Consider the following 19,937-nt stretch of genomic DNA (forward strand, 5'->3'; position numbering starts at 1 on the left):
CGAGGACGGTCAGCGGATCACCGTCGCGGGGACGGAGATCGTGGCGTTGCATACTCCCGGTCATTCGCCGGGGTCGAGTTGTCTGTATCTGCCCGAGGCGGGTCAGTTGTTTTCGGGGGACACGTTGTTCTCGGGTGGGCCCGGGGCGACGGGTCGGTCGTATTCGGATTTCCCGACGATCATCGGCTCGATTCGGGATCGGTTGTTCGCGTTGCCTGCCGAGACCCGAGTCAACACCGGGCACGGAGACGGAACGAGTATCGGGGACGAGTCCCCGCACCTCGAAGAATGGATCGCCCGCGGGAATTGAGGTTCGATGTTTCGCAGCACAGTGTCAGCCATGCCCAGCTTGGGAGAAGTCTCTCCCGGCTGCCGGGGCGAGTCAGCCGGGGTTTGTCGGTGGCCCGAAGTAGGGTCCTGTCCGTGATCATCGTGAGTACGGACGGCTCTTGTCTGCGTAACCCCGGCGGAGCAATCGGGTGGGCGTGGGTCAATCACACGGGTCCGAGCAACTCCGGCGGCGAGCCCTCGGGCACCAACCAGGTAGCCGAGCTCCGCGCCTTGCTCGAGGCAGTGCTGGCCCACCCCGGCCCGGAGCCGTTGCTGATCGAATCGGACTCTCAGTACGCCATCAAGTGCGCGTCGGAGTGGCTGGCAGGCTGGAAGCGCAAGGGGTGGAAGACTGCGGGCGGCACCCCCGTGCGCAACCTCGATCTGGTGCAGAGCATCGAGCGAGCCATCACCGAACGCGAAGGGCCGGTGCGATTCCGGTGGGTTCGCGGCCACGTCGGCAATCACTTCAACGAAGCAGCCGACGCGCTGGCGGGCGAAGCCGCCCGTGCCATCGCGGCCGCCGGAGCGAACGCGGTGCCTGCACCGACCGAGGCTCGCAGCGGACCCGTTGCACAGAAGGAATCCGTTCCCGCTGCGCCGCGCCCGTCCGAACCGGAGATCGCCACCCTGTTCTGACGGCCGAGCCGCGCGCATGTTCCGGATCAGCCGCGGGGTCTCAACCGCGCGTTGGGTAGTTCCGGTGCGTGCAACCTGGGCCCGGGGTAGCCCTCCACGGTGCCGAACTGACCGTTCTCGGCCTCGTACGCGGCCCGATACTCCACCACGTCCTCGTGGCTGCGGCCGACGAAGTTCCACCACATGACTATCTGTTCACCGAACGGCGGACCGCCCAACAGGAGGAATCGAACCGGTTCGCGGGCGGGATTGTGGAGCTGCATCGACCGGTGCCCGGGTTCGAGGTAGCCGAGTTCGGCTGCGGCCAGATCGGTCTCGTTCAGCGTCACCGATCCTTGGTCGACGACAACTCCGTGTTCGTAGGACTCGTCGATCTCGACGCTGACCCGCGCCCCGGCGTCGAGCACGATCTCCGCTCCGAGCAGTGGCGTGTACGTCGACACCGGCGAGGTCTCGCCCAGAAGCGATCCGAGAAACACCCGAGCGGTCAGTCCTGGCCGGGTGATCGAATCGGGAACGTAGTGCTCGAAAGTCGGTGCGACGAAACGAGATACGGCGGGCAGCGCCACCCACAGCTGCATCCCGTGCAGGATGTCGGTGTCCGGTGTCGACACCTCGGAGTGGCTGATCCCCTGCCCGGCCGTCATCAGGTTGAGCTCCCCGGGCCGCACCATCGCATGAGATCCGACGCTGTCGCGATGTTCGATCTCACCGGAGAACAGCCAGCTGACCGTCTGCAGGCCGGTGTGCGGGTGCGGCGCGACGTCCATGCGCGAGTGCTCGGGTCCGTAGTGGTCGGCGAAACACCATGCGCCGATGAGGGATCGGTCCTTGTGCGGCAGGGTGCGACGCACCTTCATGGCACGGGGGCCGCCGAGGGGAACCTCGCGTGGGGTGAGGACCTGGATCATGAGTGCTCCCGGATGTCGGTCTGGGCGAGTCTGAGTTTGGTGCAGAGGCTGTCGAGTGTCCTGAGCTCGTCGGTGTTCAACGCATCGCCGACGTAGCGTCTGATGCGGGCGGCGTGTTTGCGTCCGATCGAGGCCTGCAGGTCTGATCCCGCGTCCGTCAGGCAGATCACGGTCCCGCGTTTGTCCGACGGATCATGCTCTCGGGCAACGTAACCCATCGCTTCGAGTCGGTCGCACATCCTGCTCAGCGACGGTTGGCTGAGTAGGATCTCGTCGTTGAGTCGACGTAGCCGGAGTCTGCGGTCCGGGCTGGTGCTCAGGGTGAACAGCACGTCGTACTCGCGCATACCGATCGGATCCCAGATGTCGTCGGCGGCGAACCGGCGCATCAGGGAAACCTGGGAGCGAAACAGTGACTCCCAGGCGTTCACCGCCAACTCCGTCTCAGACGGCACCGGCTGGTTCCTTCGCAGCCGCCGCGGCCTTGTCTGCCAGCATCGAGGCGTGGGTCGGAGGATTCTCCGGAACGCCTGAGGGGCGTCGGGCAGCGAATTCCTTGCGCAGTACCGGCACCACGTCCTCGCCCAGGATGTCGAGTTGCTCGAGCACTGTCTTCAGCGGCAGGCCGGCGTGGTCCATCAGGAACAGTTGACGCTGGTAGTCGCCGAAGTAGTCTGCGAATGCGAGCGTCTTCTCGATGACCTGCTGCGGAGATCCGACGGTCAGCGGAGTCTGCTCGGTGAACTCCTCCATCGTGGGGCCGTGGCCGTAGACGGGTGCGTTGTCGAAGTACGGCCGGAATTCGTTCACCGCGTCCTGGCTGTTCTTGCGCATGAACACCTGACCGCCGAGACCGACGATGGCCTGGTCGGCGCGCCCGTGGCCGTAGTGCTCGTAGCGCTCCCGGTAGAGATCGATGAGCTGGATGTAGTGCTCTTTCGGCCAGAAGATGTTGTTCGCGAAGAAGCCGTCACCGTGGTAGGCGGCGATTTCTGCGATCTCCGGGCTGCGGATCGACCCGTGCCAGACGAACGGCGCGATGTCGTCGAGCGGACGAGGAGTGGACGTGAACCGGTCGAGTGGCGTCCGGAAGTTTCCCTTCCACGTGACGACGTCCTCGGTCCACAGGCGTCGCAGCAGCTGGTAGTTCTCCAGAGCCAATGGGATGCCCTGACGGATGTCCTGTCCGAACCACGGGTAGACCGGGCCGGTGTTGCCGCGACCCATGATGAGGTCGACGCGTCCCTCGGACAGATGCTGGAGCATCGCGTAGTCCTCGGCGATCTTGACCGGGTCGTTCGTCGTGATCAGCGTCGTCGACGTCGACAGGATCAACTTCTCGGTGGTGGCCGCGATGTAGCCGAGCATGGTCGTCGGTGACGAGGGTACGAACGGCGGATTGTGATGCTCGCCGGTCGCGAAAACATCCAGACCGACGTCCTCGGCATGCTTGGCGATGGTGACCATCGATCGAATGCGCTCGTGCTCGGAGGGCGTCGTCCCGGTGGTGGGGTCGGTGGTGACATCTCCGACGGTGAAGATTCCGAACTGCATGGCGTGCTCCTACCCGAACGACAAGTTCATGCGTATGCATTGACTATGCCGTACAACCGGGGTGCGGTCCGGGTTATTTCCGCGGCGGTCACTGCACGAGCGACGCGGTTCCGGTGAGCAACCGCACGTCGTACGACTCGGTCGGGCCGTGCTGCTCGGTGGTTCCGCCGTGCACGGTGTACAGCACTGCGTACGAGGTGAACGTGACGTCCTGGCCGTCGTCCGTATCGATGTTGACGCGGGGCAGAACGACGAGCAGGTGGGTCCGGTTACCGTCCGAGAGGGTTTCGACGACGCTCCGCACCTCGAATCCCAGATCGGATCGGGTGACGTCGGTGGATTCCAGCGTCTCTCCACTGAGGACGAGCTGCGCCGCCCACACTCCGGCGGAGCGATGGGCGTCGACGGTTCCGGTAAGGTCGTCACCGCTGAAGTCGTAGTGGTTCGCTGCTGTGAAAGGCATGGTCACAGGCTATGCCTCGGTCGGTGAAAAAACTTCGGAAGAATTTCCCATCCGCTACCCATCCACCCGGCGACGGGCCCCGAATGGTCAATGAGACACCCGCTACTGCTGTCGCCCCCGACCGCCGTCAGTAGTGGGTGTCTCCCTTTATTTGGTGGGCGTCGAGAGCTGTTACGCATGCTCGCGTGACCGAGAGCCCAGTTCGCTCAGTCGACTGATCAGTCTGTCGGTATCGAGTCCGCTACGTCCGACGGCGAATTCGGTCAGCGGCACCACGCTGTGGAATTCGGTTCGCACATCGCGGTCGTACAGAACATCGACCAGATTCGCGAAGCGCTGAGCCGCGAAGTCGTCCACGCTCGCGAGAGCCGGAATGTCGGTGATCGTCAGCTGCGGTGCTTGCTGGACCATCTCGAGGTAATCGCCCGTCGAGCGGGCAGCACAACACAGCTCGGCAAACGTCCGACCACCCGAGACGGGCTCCACAGTCCACGTACCCGAGGCGAACCGTGATCCACCGGTACCGGCGGCGCGGTAGTCGACGGGGCCGTCGACGCAGACCACCTCGAGGTACTTCTTCAGCTTCTCGATCGTCGGGACGAACGTCGGGTGGAACAGCGGATTCGGCAGCAATTCGTCGGGCGCGTAGTTGGAAGTGACGACCAGGACGACGCCACGGGCAAAGAGTGCGTCGAGCATGCGCGTGATGAGGCGGGCGTCTCCGATGTCGTGGACGTGAAATTCGTCGAAGCACAGCAGTGCCGCCGGAGCCGATCCCGTCGACAGGGCATCGTCGATGGCTGCGTCGATGGAAAACCCGTGGCGAAAGTACGCCGCGTGGAGATCGCGGAAGAAGCTGTGGAAGTGCACGCGCTTCTTCGCAGTGGTGTCGGCCGCGGCGAAGTAGCTGTCCAACAGCCAGGTCTTGCCACGCCCGACCGGTCCCCACAGGTAGACACCTCTGTCGCCGGGTGTCGACAGCGTGTCTGCCGCTGCGGCCTGGGCGTCGTCGAGCGTGAAGGCAGCGTCGAAGACGTGTCGCGATGCGGTCGGCCTCATGCCACGAACCGTACGCCCCGCGACTCTACATTTGTAGAGTGCGTGTGTAGGGTCACCGCTGTGGACCGCCGCACCGCCATCGCCGACGCCGCACTGGGTGTCATCGCCCGAGACGGCTTGCGCGTGTTGACGCACCGGTCGATCGATTCGGCGCTGGACTTTCCGGCAGGCTCCACGTCGTACTACTTCCGCACCAAGGCCGATCTGCTCGCCGCCGTGGCTACCCGCCTGATCGAGCTCTCGCGGGCATCCTTTCTGGAGATCGTCGGAACCGAAACCGATGTTGCGACGGTGATCGCACGCTATCTCGACGCTGCGATCACCCATCGCATGGTCGAGCTCCGGGCCCGCTACGCGCTGATGCTCGATCCTGCGGTCCCGGCCGACATCAGGGCCGCCTTGGCCCGTTCGTTCTTCTCACTCGAACGGGCCAGGGAACTGTTCGACGATCCAGCCCACGGAGACGGCTTGGTCTCGCTGTGCGAGGGACTGATGGCAGACGCGATTTTCGGCCGTGGAACCGCGAAAGGTGCTGCGGGACTACGGCTTCCGATATCGGTCTATCTCGCCGGGGTTCCGTCTCAGAACGGGTAGCCGACTCCGGTGAGTTTCTCGCTGGCGTCCCACAGCTGGGCTGCGAGTGCGGGATCCTGAGCCATCTTGGTCATGCTCGCCGGGCCAGGCTTGCCGCGGGACTCGAACAGCGATGTGGGACCGCTGTAGGTACCGCCGCCTGCGACGTCGACTGCATAGAGCGTGGGAAGCGCTCCGGCGCGGGCGGATTGAGAGATGAACTTCAGTCCGATGGGTGCCAGGGTCGCCAGGATCTTGTTGCTGCCCAACCCGTCCGGGCTCGAGTAGAGCTCGGTCGACGAGATGCCGGGGTGTGCCGCATTGCTGGTGACCTTGGATCCGGCCTTGTCGATCCGACGCTGCAGTTCCAGCGCGAACAGGATGTTCGCGAGCTTGGAGTTCGCGTATCCGCGTTGCGCGTTGTAGCCACGCTCGAGCTGGAGGTCGTCGAAGTCGAGCTTGGGGCGCTGACGGTGCGCGACCGAGGCGACGGTCGTGATCTTCGCGTCGGCGGCGAGCTTGGGGAACAGCAACCCGGTCAGCGCGAAATGACCGAGGTGGTTGGTGCCGATCTGAAGCTCGAACCCATCCTTGGTTTCGGTTCGCTTCGCCGGCATCATGACGCCCGCATTGTTGATCAGAATGTCGATCGATTCGGGAGCCGACTCGGCGTACTTGCGGACCGAACCGAGGTCGGCCAGGTCGAGGGTGGCCGTGTCGACAGTTCCGTTCGGGGCCTCCGCGCGGATCTTCGCCGCTGCGGCGTCGGCCTTGTCCTGGTTGCGGCAGGCGAGCGTCACGTGATCGCCGCGCTTGGCCAGCTCCAAAGCTGTGTAGTAGCCGATACCGGTATTCGCTCCGGTGATGACAACGCGTTTCTGCTTGGTTTCGGGCACGGCAACAGGCTACCGGTCTGTTTTAGAATGCGCCGGTGAGTACAGCAGAACCCGTTTTTCCGACAGGGATCGGAAACCCCGCGATGCGGGCATTGCGAGCTGCGGGTTATACCGGTCTCGACGACCTGGCCGGGGTGCCCGCTGCCGAGCTCGCGTCACTGCACGGAGTCGGCCCGAAGGCACTGAGGATCGTTCAGGAAGCCCTCGAGCGCACCGGCAGATCACTGAGCTGAACGGTCACGTCCAATGTCCGGGACGGGTCAACGCCTCGGGTAGATGTGTCGATCGGTCACCGAGCGCCGCGTTGATCTGAAACTGAGTCGCAAAGATCGTCTCGCGCAGATCCGCACCGCGGAGATCGGCACCGCGAAAATCGGCCCCGATCAGGTCGGCCCAGCGCAAGTCGGCACCGCGCAGATTCGCCCCGATCAGGTACGTACCCCGCAAGCTCGCACCGCGAAGGTCCGCACCGGCCAGCTTGGCCCCGATCATGTCGCGTCCTCGGTAGTTCTTCTTTTTGCCCGACACCTCGGCGCGCACCAGATCGCTGGCATCGAGCAGCACCTCGTTGATCCGCGAGCGCAGTGCGGAGACGTCGACCGACAGCAGGCTCTCGGGAGTCCCCGACGTCAGAGCGTCCAGCTCGTCGTATTCGCGGGTAAGCCGGCTGTGCAGGGATGCGGTCGATATCCGGCCACGTGCATCTGCCAGGTACCAGAGCAACTCGTGCAAATCCCGCATGATCGGGAACACCGCGAACATCTCCGACGAGTTCGACGGCGTTTCTCGCCAGTCCCGTCCTGCGAACGTCGATTGCGACACTTTCTGCCCCGCACCGAAACAGTCGTACACCGTGCATCCGGAAAAGCCCTTCTCCCGAAGCGACGAGTGGATGCCGCAGCGGGAGTCCTGCTGAAGGTTGCGGCACGGTTCCCCGGCGGCCTTGTCGACGGCGAAATCCGACGACTTGGCAAAGGGCAGAGCAACGCAACAGAGTCCGAAGCAGCTGCCGCAATCGGCCAGCAGATTCTCGGGTGGGCTCATGTGCTCACTCTGTCCTTCGGGCAGCCGCAGCGTCAAACGAGAATCGTCACTCCGGACGTCGGAGGAGTGCGACGAGCTTCTTCGGGGCCCGGGTGCAGTAGCTCTCCGTGATCAACTCGCCGAGTTCCGTTCGATCCACCGACTCGTCGAGCAGCATGCCGATGATCTCGGGTCCCCAGCCGGGGGCGAAGAAGCCGTCCTGCTTCGACAATGCGTCGAGTTCTATTCCTCGGGAACGGAATACGAGGACGTGAGCCGGTCCGTCGGTCCCCGCTGCTGTTGCGAATGCCGGAGGAGTGCCGTCGACAATGTCGAGGACGGGGGCGAAGGTGCGGCCACGTACCCGCCATCGGGTACCGACCCACGCCTGCTCCTCGTAGGTCTCGGGCAACGCCAGACACATCTGTCGGACCTCGGGTTCCCAGTTCATTCGACTCCCTGTGACACATGCCGGGCTACAGTATTTCAGCGCGGGGCAGTTGGGCGCAGGCACTTGGAGGAGGCTCCATCCATGGTGAGACCCGAGTACGACGAGGTCGTGTCCGGTCTGCGCGGGGCCGGCTGCGTGTTCGCCGAAGAAGAAGCCGACATTCTGATCGAATCTGCATCGGACAGCGACGATCTCGCCGCCCTGCTCGCTCGCCGTGTCGCAGGGGAACCGCTCGAACACATCGTCGGCTGGGTGTGGTTCTGTGGTCGACGCGTCGCCGTCGAACCGGGGGTATTCGTGCCCCGTCGGAGAACCGAATTCCTGGTGAATTGTGCTGCAGCACTTCAGCCGTCGCGATTATTGGACATGTGCTGCGGATCCGGTGCGGTAGGACTGTCGGTCGGTGGCGTCACCGAATTACATGCCGCCGATCTCGACGCAGCGGCCGTGGAATGCGCCACGCGCAACCTGGCTGCCGTAGGTGGCACGGTGCACCGCGGCGATCTGTACGACGCCTTACCATCGGAGTTGCTCGGCTCCTTCGATGCGATAGTGGTCAACGCGCCGTACGTCCCGACGGCCCACATCGAACTGATGCCGCGAGAAGCGCGATTGCACGAGCCACGCATCGCGCTCGACGGCGGCGAAGACGGTGCCCGGTTCCACCGTCTCGTGGCCGAGGGGGCACCTGTATGGTTGGCCCCCGGCGGTCACTTGCTGATCGAAAGCAGTGCAGCACTGGCTGATTCGACTCTGCGGGCAGTGCGCGACTGCGGATTCCACGCGCGGGTGAGCACATCGGACGAGTTCGACGCGGTGGTCGTGATCGCTTCGCGTACGTGACGAGACGAGTGCCATACACGGCCGGTTTCGGAGGCGCGTTTCGACTGTGCGTTTCGACTGGGGCGTTTCGACTGCGGCGTTTCGTGGCATTCCCGAACGGATCCCGATAGAGAAAAGAGGCTGTTCGACCATGACTACTTTGCTGTTCGCGGTAACCGCTGCCGACCATTGGACCCTGAACGACGGAAGCAAGCACCCCACCGGGTACTGGGCCGAGGAGCTCGTCGAGTCCCATCGCACATTCGTAGAGGCCGGGTGGGACATCACGGTGGCGACGCCGGGTGGCAAGGCTCCGGTCGTCGACGAGGGCAGTCTGGCCGTCGACGCGAACGGCGGTGACGAGCAGAAGGTGGCGGACCAGAAGAGCTACCTGGCCTCGATCGAGTCGATCCTGTCCTCGCCCGCGAAGCTGGAAGACCAGAAGGCCTCCGACTTCGACGTCGTGTTCGTCCCCGGCGGCCACGGGCCCATGGAGGATCTCGCCGTCTCGACGAGCTTCGGTGCCCTCGTGGTCGACTTCCTCGACGCGAACAAGGTGGTCTCGGCGGTGTGCCACGCACCGGCGGCCCTCCTGCCTGCCGTCCGTACCGACGGCTCCTGGGCTTTCGACGGGTACGAGCTCACCGGCTTCACCGACGAGGAAGAGACCCAGGCCGGGCTCGCCGACAAGGCCCCATGGCTCCTCGAGACCCGGCTGCGTGAGAACGGTGCCAAGTTCGAGAACGCCGACGCCTGGTCGCCGCATGTGGTCGTCGACCGCAACCTCTACACGGGCCAGAATCCCGCATCGACGCGTCCTCTCGCGGAGAAGCTGGTCAGCGCCCTGAAGTAAGACGCCGTGGACGGTCGGTGTTCTGCCCACGGAGAACATCGACCGCTCGGGGAACATCACTACTCCTTTCGAAGTTGAGCCCCTATAGCTCAATCCTTTGGAGGAGAAGTGACCGAAACCGTTCGTGTCCCCGTACTGTTCCTGACCGACCCGATCGTCCTGCCCGGAATGGTGGTGCCCGTCGAACTCGACGAGGCCGCACGCGCCGCCGTCGACGCAGCGAAGGCAAGCAACGACGGCACGCTGCTCGTCGCTCCCCGACTCGAAGATCGGTACGCCGCTTATGGCGTTCTCGCCACCATCGTGCAGATGGGACGGTTGGCCGACGGTCGCCCGGCCGCCGTCATCAAGGCAACTCGTCGTGCGCACATCGGCCACGGGATCAGTGGCCCCGGGGCGGCCCTGTGGGTCGAGGCCGAGCCCGTCGCCGATACAACCCCGAACGACGACCTCAAAGCGCTTGCAGCCGAATACAAGCAACTCGTCGTCGCGATGCTGCAGCGCCGCGACGCGTGGCAGGTGATCGATTCGGTCAACAAGCTCACCGACCCCGGCGCGATCGCTGATACCGCGGGTTACGCGTCGTACTTGACCGACGTGCAGAAGCGGGATCTGCTCGAAACACCTGACGTGGCAACGCGTCTGACATCGCTGATCGAGTGGACCAAGGCTCATCTCGCCGAGGTCGAGGTCAACGACAAGATTTCCGGTGACGTCCGAGAGGGCATGGAGAAGACGCAGAAGGAGTTCCTCCTGCGCCAGCAGCTCGCTGCTATCCGAAAAGAACTGGGCGAGGACGAACCCGACGGTGCGGATGATTACCGCGGCCGTGTCGAGGCTGCGGACTTGCCAGAGAAGGTGCGCGAACAGGCGCTCCGTGAAGTGGGCAAGTTGGAGCGGGCCAGTGATCAGAGCCCCGAGTCGGGGTGGATCCGCACGTGGCTCGACACCGTGCTGGACCTGCCGTGGAACAACACCACGACCGACAACACCGACATAGATTCGGCGCGAGCCGTTCTCGATGCCGACCACCACGGCCTCGACGACGTGAAGGACCGCATCGTCGAATATCTGGCCGTTCGCGCACGGCGCTCCGAGCGGGGTATGCAGTCCGTCGGCGGACGCGGCTCCGGTGCCGTCATGGTGCTCGCCGGACCTCCCGGCGTCGGTAAGACCTCGTTGGGCGAATCGGTAGCCCGCGCTCTCGGTCGTACCTTCGTCCGGGTCGCCCTCGGTGGGGTTCGCGACGAGGCCGAGATCCGCGGCCACCGTCGCACCTACGTCGGCGCACTGCCGGGCCGCATCGTGCGGGCGATCGGCGAGGCGGGATCGATGAATCCCGTTGTGCTGCTGGACGAGATCGACAAGGTCGGTTCGGACTACCGCGGTGATCCCAGCGCCGCACTGCTCGAGGTGCTGGACCCGGCGCAGAACCACACGTTCCGCGACCATTACCTCGATCTGGATCTCGACCTGTCCGACGTCGTGTTCCTCGCCACCGCCAACGTGATCGATCAGATTCCCGGCCCGCTGCTCGATCGTATGGAGCTGGTGACCATCGATGGATACACCGAGGACGACAAGGTCGTCATCGCTCGGAACTACCTGCTTCCGCGTCAGATGGAGAGGGCGGCAGTCACATCCGACGAGGTGACCGTCACCGACGCCGCACTGCGCAAGATCGCTGCCGACTACACCCGTGAGCCCGGGGTGCGGCAACTCGAACGCTTGCTGGCCAAGGCCCTACGTAAGGTGGCGACGAAACTCGCGGGCACCACGGACGTGCTCGAGATCGACGAGCCGGATCTGGTGACCTACCTCGGTCGTCCGCGCTTCACCCCCGAGGCGCACGAGCGAACCGAAGTGCCCGGTGTCGCAACGGGTCTGGCAGTGACCGGGCTCGGCGGCGACGTGCTGTTCATCGAGGCGGCCTCCACCGAGGGCGACACGGGCCTCACGCTCACCGGCCAGCTCGGCGACGTGATGAAGGAGTCGGCGCAGATCGCGCTGTCCTACGTGCGAGCGCACGCAGCTCGATTCGGCGTCACTGCCGAATCACTGGATCGCAATATCCACGTGCACGTTCCGTCCGGGGCAGTGCCCAAGGACGGTCCGTCTGCGGGCGTGACGATGGTGACGGCCCTGGTGTCGATGGCCACCGGGCGTCCGGTGCGGTCGGACGTGGGAATGACCGGAGAGGTGACTCTCAACGGGCGTGTGCTGCCGATCGGTGGAGTCAAGCAGAAGCTGTTGGCGGCTCAGCGCGCCGGGCTGAAGACGGTGTTCATTCCGGCACGCAACGAACCCGATCTGGACGACGTCCCTGCGGAGGTCCTGGAGGCGTTGGACGTTCGGCCGATGACCGACGTGGCCGACATCCTGGCGCTCGCGCTGGAACCGGCGGAAGCTGCCGCGGCCGCGTGAGGTGACGGCGACCGTTCTCGGGCTCTGCTTGACCTCGAGTTCGGTCGAGGTTCTACGTTGGTGTCATGAGCATGGAGATGACCGCGTGGAACCAGATGTATCGCACGATGAACAGCTCCGGCGCGCAGTCTTCGTTCTCCAAGGAGACTGCGCGTCGGATCCTGTCGTTCGCAGCACCGCATCGACGCGCCCTCGGCGGCTTCCTGGTGCTCAGCGTCGCGCTGGCGGTGCTTGCGGTGGCAACTCCGGTATTGGCCGGGCGGGTGGTCAACGCGATCGTCGACGGGCGAGAGCTGCGTGTGGTGGTGCTGTTGGCTCTGGCCATCGCGGTGATCGCCATCGTGGACGCAGGCTTCGGTCTGATCAACCGGTGGCTCTCGTCCAACATCGGTGAGAGTCTGATTCTGGATCTGCGCACCGCAGTGTTCGACCATGTGCAGCGGATGCCGATCGCCTTCTTCACCCGCACCCGAACCGGCGCTCTGGTCAGTCGCCTCAACAACGACGTCATCGGTGCCCAACGCGCATTCAGCACCACGTTGTCCGGAGTCGTCAGCAACGTGGTGACGCTGGCTCTGACGCTCGTGGTGATGATCGGAATCTCGTGGCAGATCACTCTGCTCGCGCTGATCCTGTTGCCGGTGTTCGTGCTGCCGGCACGCCGCATGGGTCGACGCCTCGCACGTCTGCAACGCGAAGCGGCAGCACACAATTCGGCGATGAGCACCCAGATGACCGAGCGCTTCTCGGCCCCGGGAGCGACACTGGTCAAACTGTTCGGGCACCCCGACCAGGAATCCGTCGAGTTCGCGGTTCGAGCCGCCCGAGTCCGCGACATCGGGGTACGGAGCGCGATGGTGCAGACCGTGTTCGTCACGGCGCTCACCCTGGTGTCGGCTCTGGCCCTCGCCGTCGTCTACGGACTCGGCGGCTTCTACGCACTCAGTGGTCGTCTGGACCCGGGTTCGGTTGTCGCACTGTCCCTCCTGCTGACCAGGCTCTATGCGCCCCTGACCGCACTGGCGAGTGCCCGTGTCGAGGTCATGAGCGCGCTGGTCAGTTTCGAGCGCGTGTTCGAGGTGCTCGATCTCGTACCTTTGATCGCCGACAAGGCCGACGCGACGGTGCTGCCCCCGGGGCCGGTGGCCGTCGAACTCGACGACGTCCGGTTCGCATACCCGTCGGCCGACAAGGTGTCGCTCGCGTCCCTGGAGGAGGTCGCAACTCTGGATTCCCGTGGCGGCGAAGAGGTTCTGCACGGTGTGTCGTTCCGGGCCGAACCCGGTCAGATGGTCGCCCTGGTGGGTACCTCGGGTGCGGGCAAGTCCACGATCGCGCAACTGATCGCTCGGTTGTACGACGTCGACAGCGGCGCAGTGCGGCTCGGCGACGTCGATGTGCGAGACCTGACCGCCGAATCCGTCCGCAACACAGTGGGAATGGTGACTCAGGACGGTCATCTGTTCCACGAAAGCATTCGCTCGAATCTGCTGCTGCCGCGCCCCGACGCCACCGAGGACGAACTGTGGGACGCACTGTCGCGGGCCAGACTCGCCGATCTCGTGCGTTCCCTGCCCGACGGACTCGAGACAATTGTCGGAGAGCGCGGCTACCGCCTGTCCGGAGGGGAGCGTCAACGCCTGACGATCGCACGGCTGCTGATCGCGCAGCCGCGGGTGGTGATTCTCGACGAGGCCACGGCGTCACTGGATTCGACGTCCGAGGCCGCCGTGCAGGCAGCGCTGGCCGAGGCGCTCGAGGGTAAGACGTCGGTGGTGATCGCGCACCGGCTCTCGACCATCCGAGCTGCGGACGCCATCCTGGTGATCGAGAACGGACAGGTCATCGAGCGCGGAACTCACGACGAGCTCCTCGCAGCGGGCGGCCGCTACGAGGAGCTGCATCGAACACAGTTCGCGCACACTGTGCCAGCGGAGTGACCTAGGAAGGCCGGGAGCGCAGCCTGCGGAGTGACCTGGATGCCGGGAGCGCAGCCTGCGGAGTGACCTAGGAAGGCCGGGAGCGCAGCCTGCGGAGTGACCTATGAAACTGGATCTGGGACCACGGTGGCCGGGTCGTTGTCGGTGGCTGCCGCGAGCATAGGGGTGAATCCGTCGATTGCGTAGTCGAGGGACAGTGGGCTCGAGTAGCCGAGAGCCGACGGTAGGTCGGTGCTGAACGAGCCGATGTAGACGGTGCGGTCCTGCTTCACGACGTCGAGTGCGGCGATCAGCGGGTTTGCCTGCAGTTGTTCGCGGCTCTGTCCGGCGATGACGAGGACGTCGGTGTCGAGTCGGCTGAGGTTTTCGGGGCTGACCGTTTCGCTGGCGTCGGGGATCTCGAAGCCGAGGTCGGTGAAGAACAGTGCTCGGATGTCGTCCTTACCGAGAACGAAGTAGCTGCCGTCGTCCATGACGAACGCGAGTGTCAGTGCCTTGCCGGCGAACTGAGGGTTGTCGGTCTGGGTGGTCTCGAACTTCTGCTCGAGCTCGGCCGTTCGCTCGTCGGATTCCTGCTTCTTGCCCAGTGCCTCGCCGACCACGGCGAATTCCTGCTGCCACGTGGCCGCGGGGACGTCGTCGTATCCACCGATGTCTGCGATCGTCGGGGCCATCGCCGAAAGTTGGTCGTACTGGCCTTGATCGATGAACGAGTACGGTCCGAGGATCAGATCGGGTGACTGCGCTGCAATCTGCTCGAGGTTCAGGTCGGTGCTGCCGACCTCGGGGATCTCGGTGCCGCCCAATGCTTCCTGGGCCCACGGGCGTTGGCGGTAGTCGTAACTGAGATTTCCACGGGTGGCGACGGGCTTGACTCCGAGCGCCAGCGCGAAGTCCTGCTCGTTGAATCCGATGGTCACGACGCGGGAGGGCGCGGCGTCGATGACCGTCTCACCGAAGTGGTGCTCGATGGTGACGGGAAAGTTGGCACTGTTCTCGGAGTTACCTGAGGCAGTGGATTCGTCGCTGGACGAACAGCCGACCGCCAGTGCCATGACTGCGGCACCGGCGGCGACTACGTGGACGGTCTTCTTCATGGGGACTCCTCGCGCGTGTATTTGCGAGGTTAGCCTAACCGACCCATGTGCTCATCCAGCACGCACCGGGTCGGACAATACGGTCAGCAGTTGGAAACGGCGGGCACTCCGGCGAACCGCTGATCGATCCATTCCAGAGCCTGCGGCAGGCCGAGTACGGCAGCGGTCAGGTGATCGTTGCTGGGTACCTGGACCTCGGTGACGTTGACCCCGGCCCGGCAGTACCGGGCGATCGTGTTGTCGATCGAGCTGACCGGGATGAGCGCATCGGTGGGACTGTGCCACTCGAAGTACGGAGCTTTCGGCACACCGGGGTACATCTCGACGCTGTTCTCGTTGACGGCCGCGATCATCTCCGGGCTGTTCATCAGGTCCAACGTGCCCGCGACCTCCATCGCGCTCTTACCGGCTCCGGCGGCGATGATGTCGTTGGTGCATCCGTTCTGGATCTCGCTTTCGATCTGCTTGCCCAACGGGTTCAACTGGGAGCTGATCGGAATGCGAGTGGGATACTCGCGCTCGAGGCCGAGCGCAGCGGCGAAGGCGAGACCGAACACCGGGTGGGGTGCGAAACCGAGATCGCGAGCCATGCGCTCGAGATTCATCGGAGCACCGCCCGCGGCGCTGCCGACGATGTTCAGCTCGGGTGCGTAGTCGTTCTGCAACGCTGCTGCCCACGCCGTCGCCATGCCGCCACCGGAGTATCCGGCCAAGGCAACCGGGCTCTGCCGCAGCTGCAGCGGATCGAAACGCTGGGTGGCGCGGATGCTGTCGAGCACGATCTGTCCGCCGAGCTTGGCTGCACCGTAGGCACTGTTGGGGCCGAGGTGATCGGCGATGACAACCGTCCAGCCACGCTGCAGAACGGCGTTCAGCGCGGGTGCCTCGCGGATCGCCAGATTGGGATCGTTGGACCAGAGCGCTTGTGACGGTGCACATTCGAGACCGAGTGCGTTGATGATGTGTTGGTAAGACAGCACCGGCCCGTTGGGGGCTTTGTTGCGGGGGACCAGCACGGTGTTGATCGCCGCGATGGGATTACCCGCCGAATTCGTGGAGCGGAACTTCAGCTGCCACACGTCGACGTCGAAGAAGCCGGGAGGTGGCGGCATCGGCCGGCTGGAGATCACGTCCCCCGGTGCCATAGCGGCGAGGTCGGCGGGCGGAGCATAGAAACCGTCCGATATCGGCGTCGGAAACAAGGGTGCCGCAGCGGCCTGACCTGGGCCGACAAGCGTCGAACAGAGAACGGCAACCGCCGTTATGCTGACAGCGCCTGCCAATTTGAGAACCCGCATCTGGTAAACCCCTCCATGCCTGAATCGAAACGGCGCGCGTCTCGACGATTCGGCAAGCCCCCGTAGAGCTGGCCCGCAACTCGATATAGCTATTGAACTGTGACTCGTTACGCCCCCCGGGCGACGATGAGCGCAACGGTACGCACCCGGCGATTCTATGGCAACCGAAGAACGGTCTTTCTGCCGGTTTCTGTGACTCGGCCAAATCCGCTGCTGGGCAGTTGGCGTCGGCTACTCGGGAACGACGTCCGCCGGCGTCTTGTCCGGGCGCAGTCCGCGCCAGCTCGGGTGACGCAGATGGCCGGATTCGGTGGCCTCGTAGAACCGCACTTCTCCGACGAGAACCGGCTCCACCCATACGGCACCGCGCCTGTCGGCAGTGGGAAGCGTCGTGGAGAAAGGACTGTCCGACGTTTCCAACGGAGCCAGCAGACCGGCGAGTGAATCGAGCGCGCGATCGTCGAAACCGGTGCCGACGCGACCGACGTAGCGAAGACCGTCGCCGTCGGGGATCCCCATCAGCAGTGAGCCGAATCCGCCGGAACGACGCCCCTGGCCGCGTCGCCAACCGCCGATCACCACTTCTTGCGTGCGCCAGTTCTTGTACTTGATCCAGGTGTGGGCGCGCTTGCCAGGCTGGTAGATCGAATCGGTGCGCTTGGCGACGACTCCCTCCCACCCCCGCTCACGGCTCTCGGCGATGGCGTCGGCAGCCGAACCCGTCAACAACGGCGGCACCAGAACCGAGTCGAGGCCGGTGGTAAGCAGTTCCAACAATCGTCTCCGGTCGGAGTACTTCTTGCGCACGAGGGACGTGCCGTCGAGATGGAGCAGGTCGAAGGCGATGAACCGGATGTCGTCGCGGGCGGCGTTCTGCAGCTTCTCGAAGCTGCTGATGCCGTCGCTGTCGAAGACGACCACTTCACCGTCGATGACGGCGTCGTGATCGGCCAGGTCCTCGGCGAGAGACCCGATGGCTCCGAACTTCTCGGTGTAGTCGTTTCCGCTTCGGGTGCGCAGGGTCATCGAACCGTGAGTCAATTCCGCGACGATACGAAAGCCGTCCCATTTACCCTCGAACGACCACTCGTCCTCGGGTAGATCGAGTATGTCGCCCGCGGTTGCGAGCATCGGTGAGATGTTCTTGGGTACCGGTTTATCCGTCGGCGAGCTCTCCTGGCTTTTCTTGTGTGCACTGTCCTGTCCGGGTTGGTCTTTCATCAGGTGCATGAGCCACTGGTTGCCCTTGGTGCGGATGAGGGCGAACCTGCCGCGTGCTTTGGCTCCGTGCAGAACGACGATGACTTCGTCGTCTCTCCACTTCTCGAGTTCGTAGGTTCCGCTGTCCCAGATCGAGACGTCACCACCGCCGTACTCGCCCTTGGGGATTCGTCCGGCGAACGTCGCATATTCCAGCGGGTGGTCCTCGGTGTGGACGGCGAGACGGTTCTGCCCGGTCTCGACCGGGATGTTCTTGGGGACGGCCCACGACACCAGGACTCCGTCGTGTTCGAGCCTGAAGTCGTAGTGCAGGCGTCGCGCATGGTGTTCCTGAATCACGAACGTATCGTCGTTACCCTGGGGCTCGGCGGTTTTCGGGATAGGCTCTGGAGTTCGGTCCGCGCTACGCATGCTGCGGTACTTGCCGAGCTTGTCCGTGTCGGAGGTGTCGTGCTCTTCCGCTGCCGGTTTCGGGTCGAGATCGGCCAATAGGTCTCCGGTGTCGTGGAACCGTTCCAGAACTTCCTCGAATCGAAGTTGTTGCAGCCCTGGCGATTCGAGCTCCTCCCAGGTTCGGGGGGCCGCGACGGTGGGTAGGGATCGGCCCCGAAGTGAGTACGGCGCAACGGTTGTCTTCTTTCCGTTGTTCTGACTCCAATCGACGAACACTCGACCCGTGCGCTTCGCTTTCGCCATCGTGGCGGTCACCCGATCCGGTGACCGTTCTTCGAGCAGGGTGGCGACGCGTTTGGCGACGGTGGATGCGCCGGACGTCGACAGCGGTTTGTCCAGCGGTACGTACAGGTGAATTCCCTTGCTGCCGCTGGTGACCGGGTACGCGGTCATGCCGATGTCTGCAATGAGGTCACGGATCTCGCAGGCCACCTCAGCGCATCGGGCGAGGTCGACGTCGTCGCCGGGATCTAGGTCGAAGACCATGCGGGTGGCAGGGCCGGGTTCGGTGCCGTCGAAACGCCATTGCGGCACGTGCGCTTCGATGGCCGCCTGCTGCCCGAGCCACACCAGATCCGCTGCGGTGGAGAACAACGGGTAGGTGACGACTCGGTCGGAGTGCTGCATGGATCGGCGGTCGAGCCAGTCGGGTGCGGATGCGGCGAGATTCTTCTCGAAGAACGAGGATTGTTCGACGCCGTTCGGCCACCGCTTTCGGGTCACGGCGCGTCCTGCGACGTGCGGCAGCATCGCCGGGGCGATGGCAGCGTAGTACTCGATGATGTCGCTTTTGGTGGTGCTGGTTTCTGGGAACAGCACCTTGTCGAGGTTGGTGACGGAGACCTTTCGGCCTTCGATCTCGAGCGTGGCCATCGTCTCAGGTTAGTGCTCGCCGTCTGAACCTGCGAGCAAGTTGTGACAGGCTCGAATGCATGGCAACGATCAGTGTCTCGGTACAGATGCCCGAGAACCCTCAGGGCGCGTGGGACAAGGCTTCCGCGCTCGAGCGGTTCGACGAGTGGATGACCATCCACGGTGGTTGGTGCAGTCCGCCGCCCAACAAGGTCGGCAAGGGCACGAAGGTCGAGTCGCTGGTGAAGGTGAAGGGTTTCAAGAACACGATCAACTGGGAGTTCACCGAGTACGAGGAGCCGAAGCTGATCGAGATGTCGGGCCGCGGCAAGGGTGGAGTGAGGATCTCGCTGACCGTCCACGTGCGTGAGGCCGAGGGCGGTTCGGAGCTGACACTCGACGCGAAATTCGGTGGGGGCGTGCTGTTCGGTCCGGTGGGTTCGGTGGTCGCCCGTGCACTCGATACCGATGTGAAGCAGTCGGTGGCGAACCTTGCTGCATTGAAGTGACGGCATCTCGGGATTCCTGAAGCAGCTGTCGGACAATCTCTTCCAGCCCCGCACCGTGTTCTCGGTGCGGGGCTGGTGTGCGTTCAGGGGCCTATGCGATGTGGGGGCCTGCTCGGGCGTGGGATGGTCTGGGTTGTCGGTACGGGTCGACGGATGCCGGGGGTACGAACCAGGGGTGCTGATCGGTGCCGATGAACACTTCCCAATCACTGTGGTGGATGAGTCGGTGGTGGAATCCACACAGGAGGACGAGGTTGTTCATGTCGGTGGGGCCACCGTCGGTCCAGTGCCAGATGTGGTGACCTTCGGTCCAGGCGGCGGGTTTTCCGCAGCCGGGGAACGCGCACCCGTGATCGCGGGCGGTCAATGCTCGTTTCTGTTTCGCGGTGACGGTGCGGGCGGTGCGGGCGAGGTTGAGTGGGTTGCCGTTCTCGTCCATGACGATGGCGGTGAGAAGACAATCGCAGGCGAGTTGGCGAGAGGTGTTGCGGGAGAGCGGGCCCATCCACGGCAGCCAGCCGACGGTGGTGCCGTCGCCGAACAGGTCCCGATATGCGCCACGATCCGCA

Annotated in this window: 21 protein-coding genes; 9 read left to right on the top strand and 12 right to left on the bottom strand. The window is 64.4% G+C overall.

Translation table 11 applies throughout. The features are described 5' to 3' along the window. The coding region (locus CH262_RS26855) for an MBL fold metallo-hydrolase (protein WP_143547084.1) at positions 1-310 on the top strand (310 nt) is incomplete at its 5' end. Between the two features lie 113 nt (positions 311-423). Continuing rightward, entirely contained in the window at positions 424-969 is a 546-nt protein-coding gene (locus tag CH262_RS26860; RefSeq protein WP_032367901.1) for a ribonuclease H family protein, read from the top strand. Between the two features lie 26 nt (positions 970-995). Here CH262_RS26860 and CH262_RS26865 read toward each other — a convergent pair whose 3' ends face one another. The 5 genes from CH262_RS26865 to zapE all read right to left on the bottom strand — a co-directional run bounded on the left by CH262_RS26865 (position 996) and on the right by zapE (position 4,956). Then, a complete protein-coding gene (locus CH262_RS26865; protein ID WP_094718869.1) occupies positions 996-1,880 on the bottom strand; it encodes a pirin family protein in 885 nt (294 codons plus the stop codon). Further along, entirely contained in the window at positions 1,877-2,335 is a 459-nt protein-coding gene (locus CH262_RS26870) for a MarR family winged helix-turn-helix transcriptional regulator (RefSeq protein ID WP_256989010.1), read from the bottom strand. The genes CH262_RS26865 and CH262_RS26870 overlap by 4 nt, the downstream gene beginning before the upstream one ends. Continuing rightward, positions 2,325-3,434: an LLM class flavin-dependent oxidoreductase gene (locus CH262_RS26875; RefSeq protein ID WP_094718870.1), complete on the bottom strand. Its 1,110-nt coding sequence runs from the start codon at positions 3,432-3,434 to the stop codon at positions 2,325-2,327. The genes CH262_RS26870 and CH262_RS26875 overlap by 11 nt, the downstream gene beginning before the upstream one ends. Positions 3,435-3,522: 88 nt before the next feature. Beyond that, the gene (locus CH262_RS26880; protein ID WP_094698424.1) at positions 3,523-3,897 is read right to left on the bottom strand and encodes a hypothetical protein; all 375 of its coding nucleotides are present in this window, start codon (positions 3,895-3,897) and stop codon (positions 3,523-3,525) included. A 171-nt stretch (positions 3,898-4,068) separates the two neighbouring features. Next, positions 4,069-4,956: a cell division protein ZapE gene (zapE, locus tag CH262_RS26885; protein ID WP_094718871.1), complete on the bottom strand. Its 888-nt coding sequence runs from the start codon at positions 4,954-4,956 to the stop codon at positions 4,069-4,071. A gap of 60 nt (positions 4,957-5,016) precedes the next feature. On the opposite strand from zapE, the gene CH262_RS26890 reads away from it, so the two are divergent. Continuing rightward, the gene (locus tag CH262_RS26890; protein ID WP_094718872.1) at positions 5,017-5,550 is read left to right on the top strand and encodes a TetR/AcrR family transcriptional regulator; all 534 of its coding nucleotides are present in this window, start codon (positions 5,017-5,019) and stop codon (positions 5,548-5,550) included. On the opposite strand, the gene CH262_RS26895 is transcribed toward CH262_RS26890, so the two are convergent. Then, on the bottom strand, positions 5,538-6,425 hold the full coding sequence (locus CH262_RS26895) for an oxidoreductase (protein WP_027495223.1): 888 nt from the start codon (positions 6,423-6,425) through the stop codon (positions 5,538-5,540). The two genes, CH262_RS26890 and CH262_RS26895, sit on opposite strands and share 13 nt — an antisense overlap. 35 nt (positions 6,426-6,460) lie before the next feature. Between CH262_RS26895 and CH262_RS27415 the strand changes: the two genes are divergently transcribed. Further along, complete coding sequence (locus CH262_RS27415) at positions 6,461-6,658, top strand: DNA-binding protein (RefSeq protein WP_373453801.1); 198 nt, start codon at positions 6,461-6,463, stop codon at positions 6,656-6,658. Positions 6,659-6,662: 4 nt separating this feature from the next. On the opposite strand, the gene CH262_RS26900 is transcribed toward CH262_RS27415, so the two are convergent. Then, entirely contained in the window at positions 6,663-7,469 is an 807-nt protein-coding gene (locus CH262_RS26900) for a pentapeptide repeat-containing protein (protein ID WP_094718873.1), read from the bottom strand. Positions 7,470-7,515: 46 nt separating this feature from the next. Further along, positions 7,516-7,899, bottom strand: coding sequence for an MmcQ/YjbR family DNA-binding protein (locus CH262_RS26905; protein ID WP_094718874.1), 384 nt, complete (start codon positions 7,897-7,899; stop codon positions 7,516-7,518). An 81-nt stretch (positions 7,900-7,980) separates the two neighbouring features. Here CH262_RS26905 and CH262_RS26910 point away from each other — a divergent pair, with 81 nt between their 5' ends. The 4 genes from CH262_RS26910 to CH262_RS26925 all read left to right on the top strand — a co-directional run bounded on the left by CH262_RS26910 (position 7,981) and on the right by CH262_RS26925 (position 13,938). Continuing rightward, complete coding sequence (locus tag CH262_RS26910) at positions 7,981-8,742, top strand: putative protein N(5)-glutamine methyltransferase (RefSeq protein WP_094718875.1); 762 nt, start codon at positions 7,981-7,983, stop codon at positions 8,740-8,742. 130 nt (positions 8,743-8,872) lie between these two features. Continuing rightward, a complete protein-coding gene (locus CH262_RS26915) occupies positions 8,873-9,574 on the top strand; it encodes a type 1 glutamine amidotransferase domain-containing protein (RefSeq protein ID WP_027495228.1) in 702 nt (233 codons plus the stop codon). Between the two features lie 168 nt (positions 9,575-9,742). Beyond that, positions 9,743-11,998: an endopeptidase La gene (lon, locus tag CH262_RS26920; RefSeq protein WP_256989011.1), complete on the top strand. Its 2,256-nt coding sequence runs from the start codon at positions 9,743-9,745 to the stop codon at positions 11,996-11,998. 65 nt (positions 11,999-12,063) lie between these two features. After that, on the top strand, positions 12,064-13,938 hold the full coding sequence (locus tag CH262_RS26925) for an ABC transporter ATP-binding protein (protein WP_094718877.1): 1,875 nt from the start codon (positions 12,064-12,066) through the stop codon (positions 13,936-13,938). A gap of 101 nt (positions 13,939-14,039) precedes the next feature. On the opposite strand, the gene CH262_RS26930 is transcribed toward CH262_RS26925, so the two are convergent. From CH262_RS26930 to CH262_RS26940, 3 genes are all read right to left on the bottom strand, one after another. Continuing rightward, positions 14,040-15,035 carry an iron-siderophore ABC transporter substrate-binding protein gene (locus tag CH262_RS26930; RefSeq protein WP_032385104.1) on the bottom strand — a complete coding sequence of 332 codons (996 nt, stop codon included), beginning with the start codon at positions 15,033-15,035 and terminating at the stop codon, positions 14,040-14,042. Between the two features lie 83 nt (positions 15,036-15,118). Then, positions 15,119-16,333 carry a lipase family protein gene (locus tag CH262_RS26935; protein WP_027495232.1) on the bottom strand — a complete coding sequence of 405 codons (1,215 nt, stop codon included), beginning with the start codon at positions 16,331-16,333 and terminating at the stop codon, positions 15,119-15,121. Between the two features lie 231 nt (positions 16,334-16,564). After that, complete coding sequence (locus CH262_RS26940; RefSeq protein ID WP_094718878.1) at positions 16,565-18,880, bottom strand: ATP-dependent DNA ligase; 2,316 nt, start codon at positions 18,878-18,880, stop codon at positions 16,565-16,567. 59 nt (positions 18,881-18,939) lie between these two features. On the opposite strand from CH262_RS26940, the gene CH262_RS26945 reads away from it, so the two are divergent. Beyond that, on the top strand, positions 18,940-19,368 hold the full coding sequence (locus tag CH262_RS26945; protein WP_032372543.1) for a type II toxin-antitoxin system Rv0910 family toxin: 429 nt from the start codon (positions 18,940-18,942) through the stop codon (positions 19,366-19,368). Between the two features lie 91 nt (positions 19,369-19,459). Here the strand turns inward: CH262_RS26945 and CH262_RS26950 are convergent. Then, on the bottom strand, positions 19,460-19,937 hold a 478-nt coding region (locus CH262_RS26950; protein ID WP_143547183.1), incomplete at its 5' end, for an HNH endonuclease signature motif containing protein.

It is taken from the genome of Rhodococcus sp. 05-2255-1e, assembly GCF_002259025.1.
Taxonomy (GTDB): domain Bacteria; phylum Actinomycetota; class Actinomycetes; order Mycobacteriales; family Mycobacteriaceae; genus Rhodococcoides; species Rhodococcoides fascians.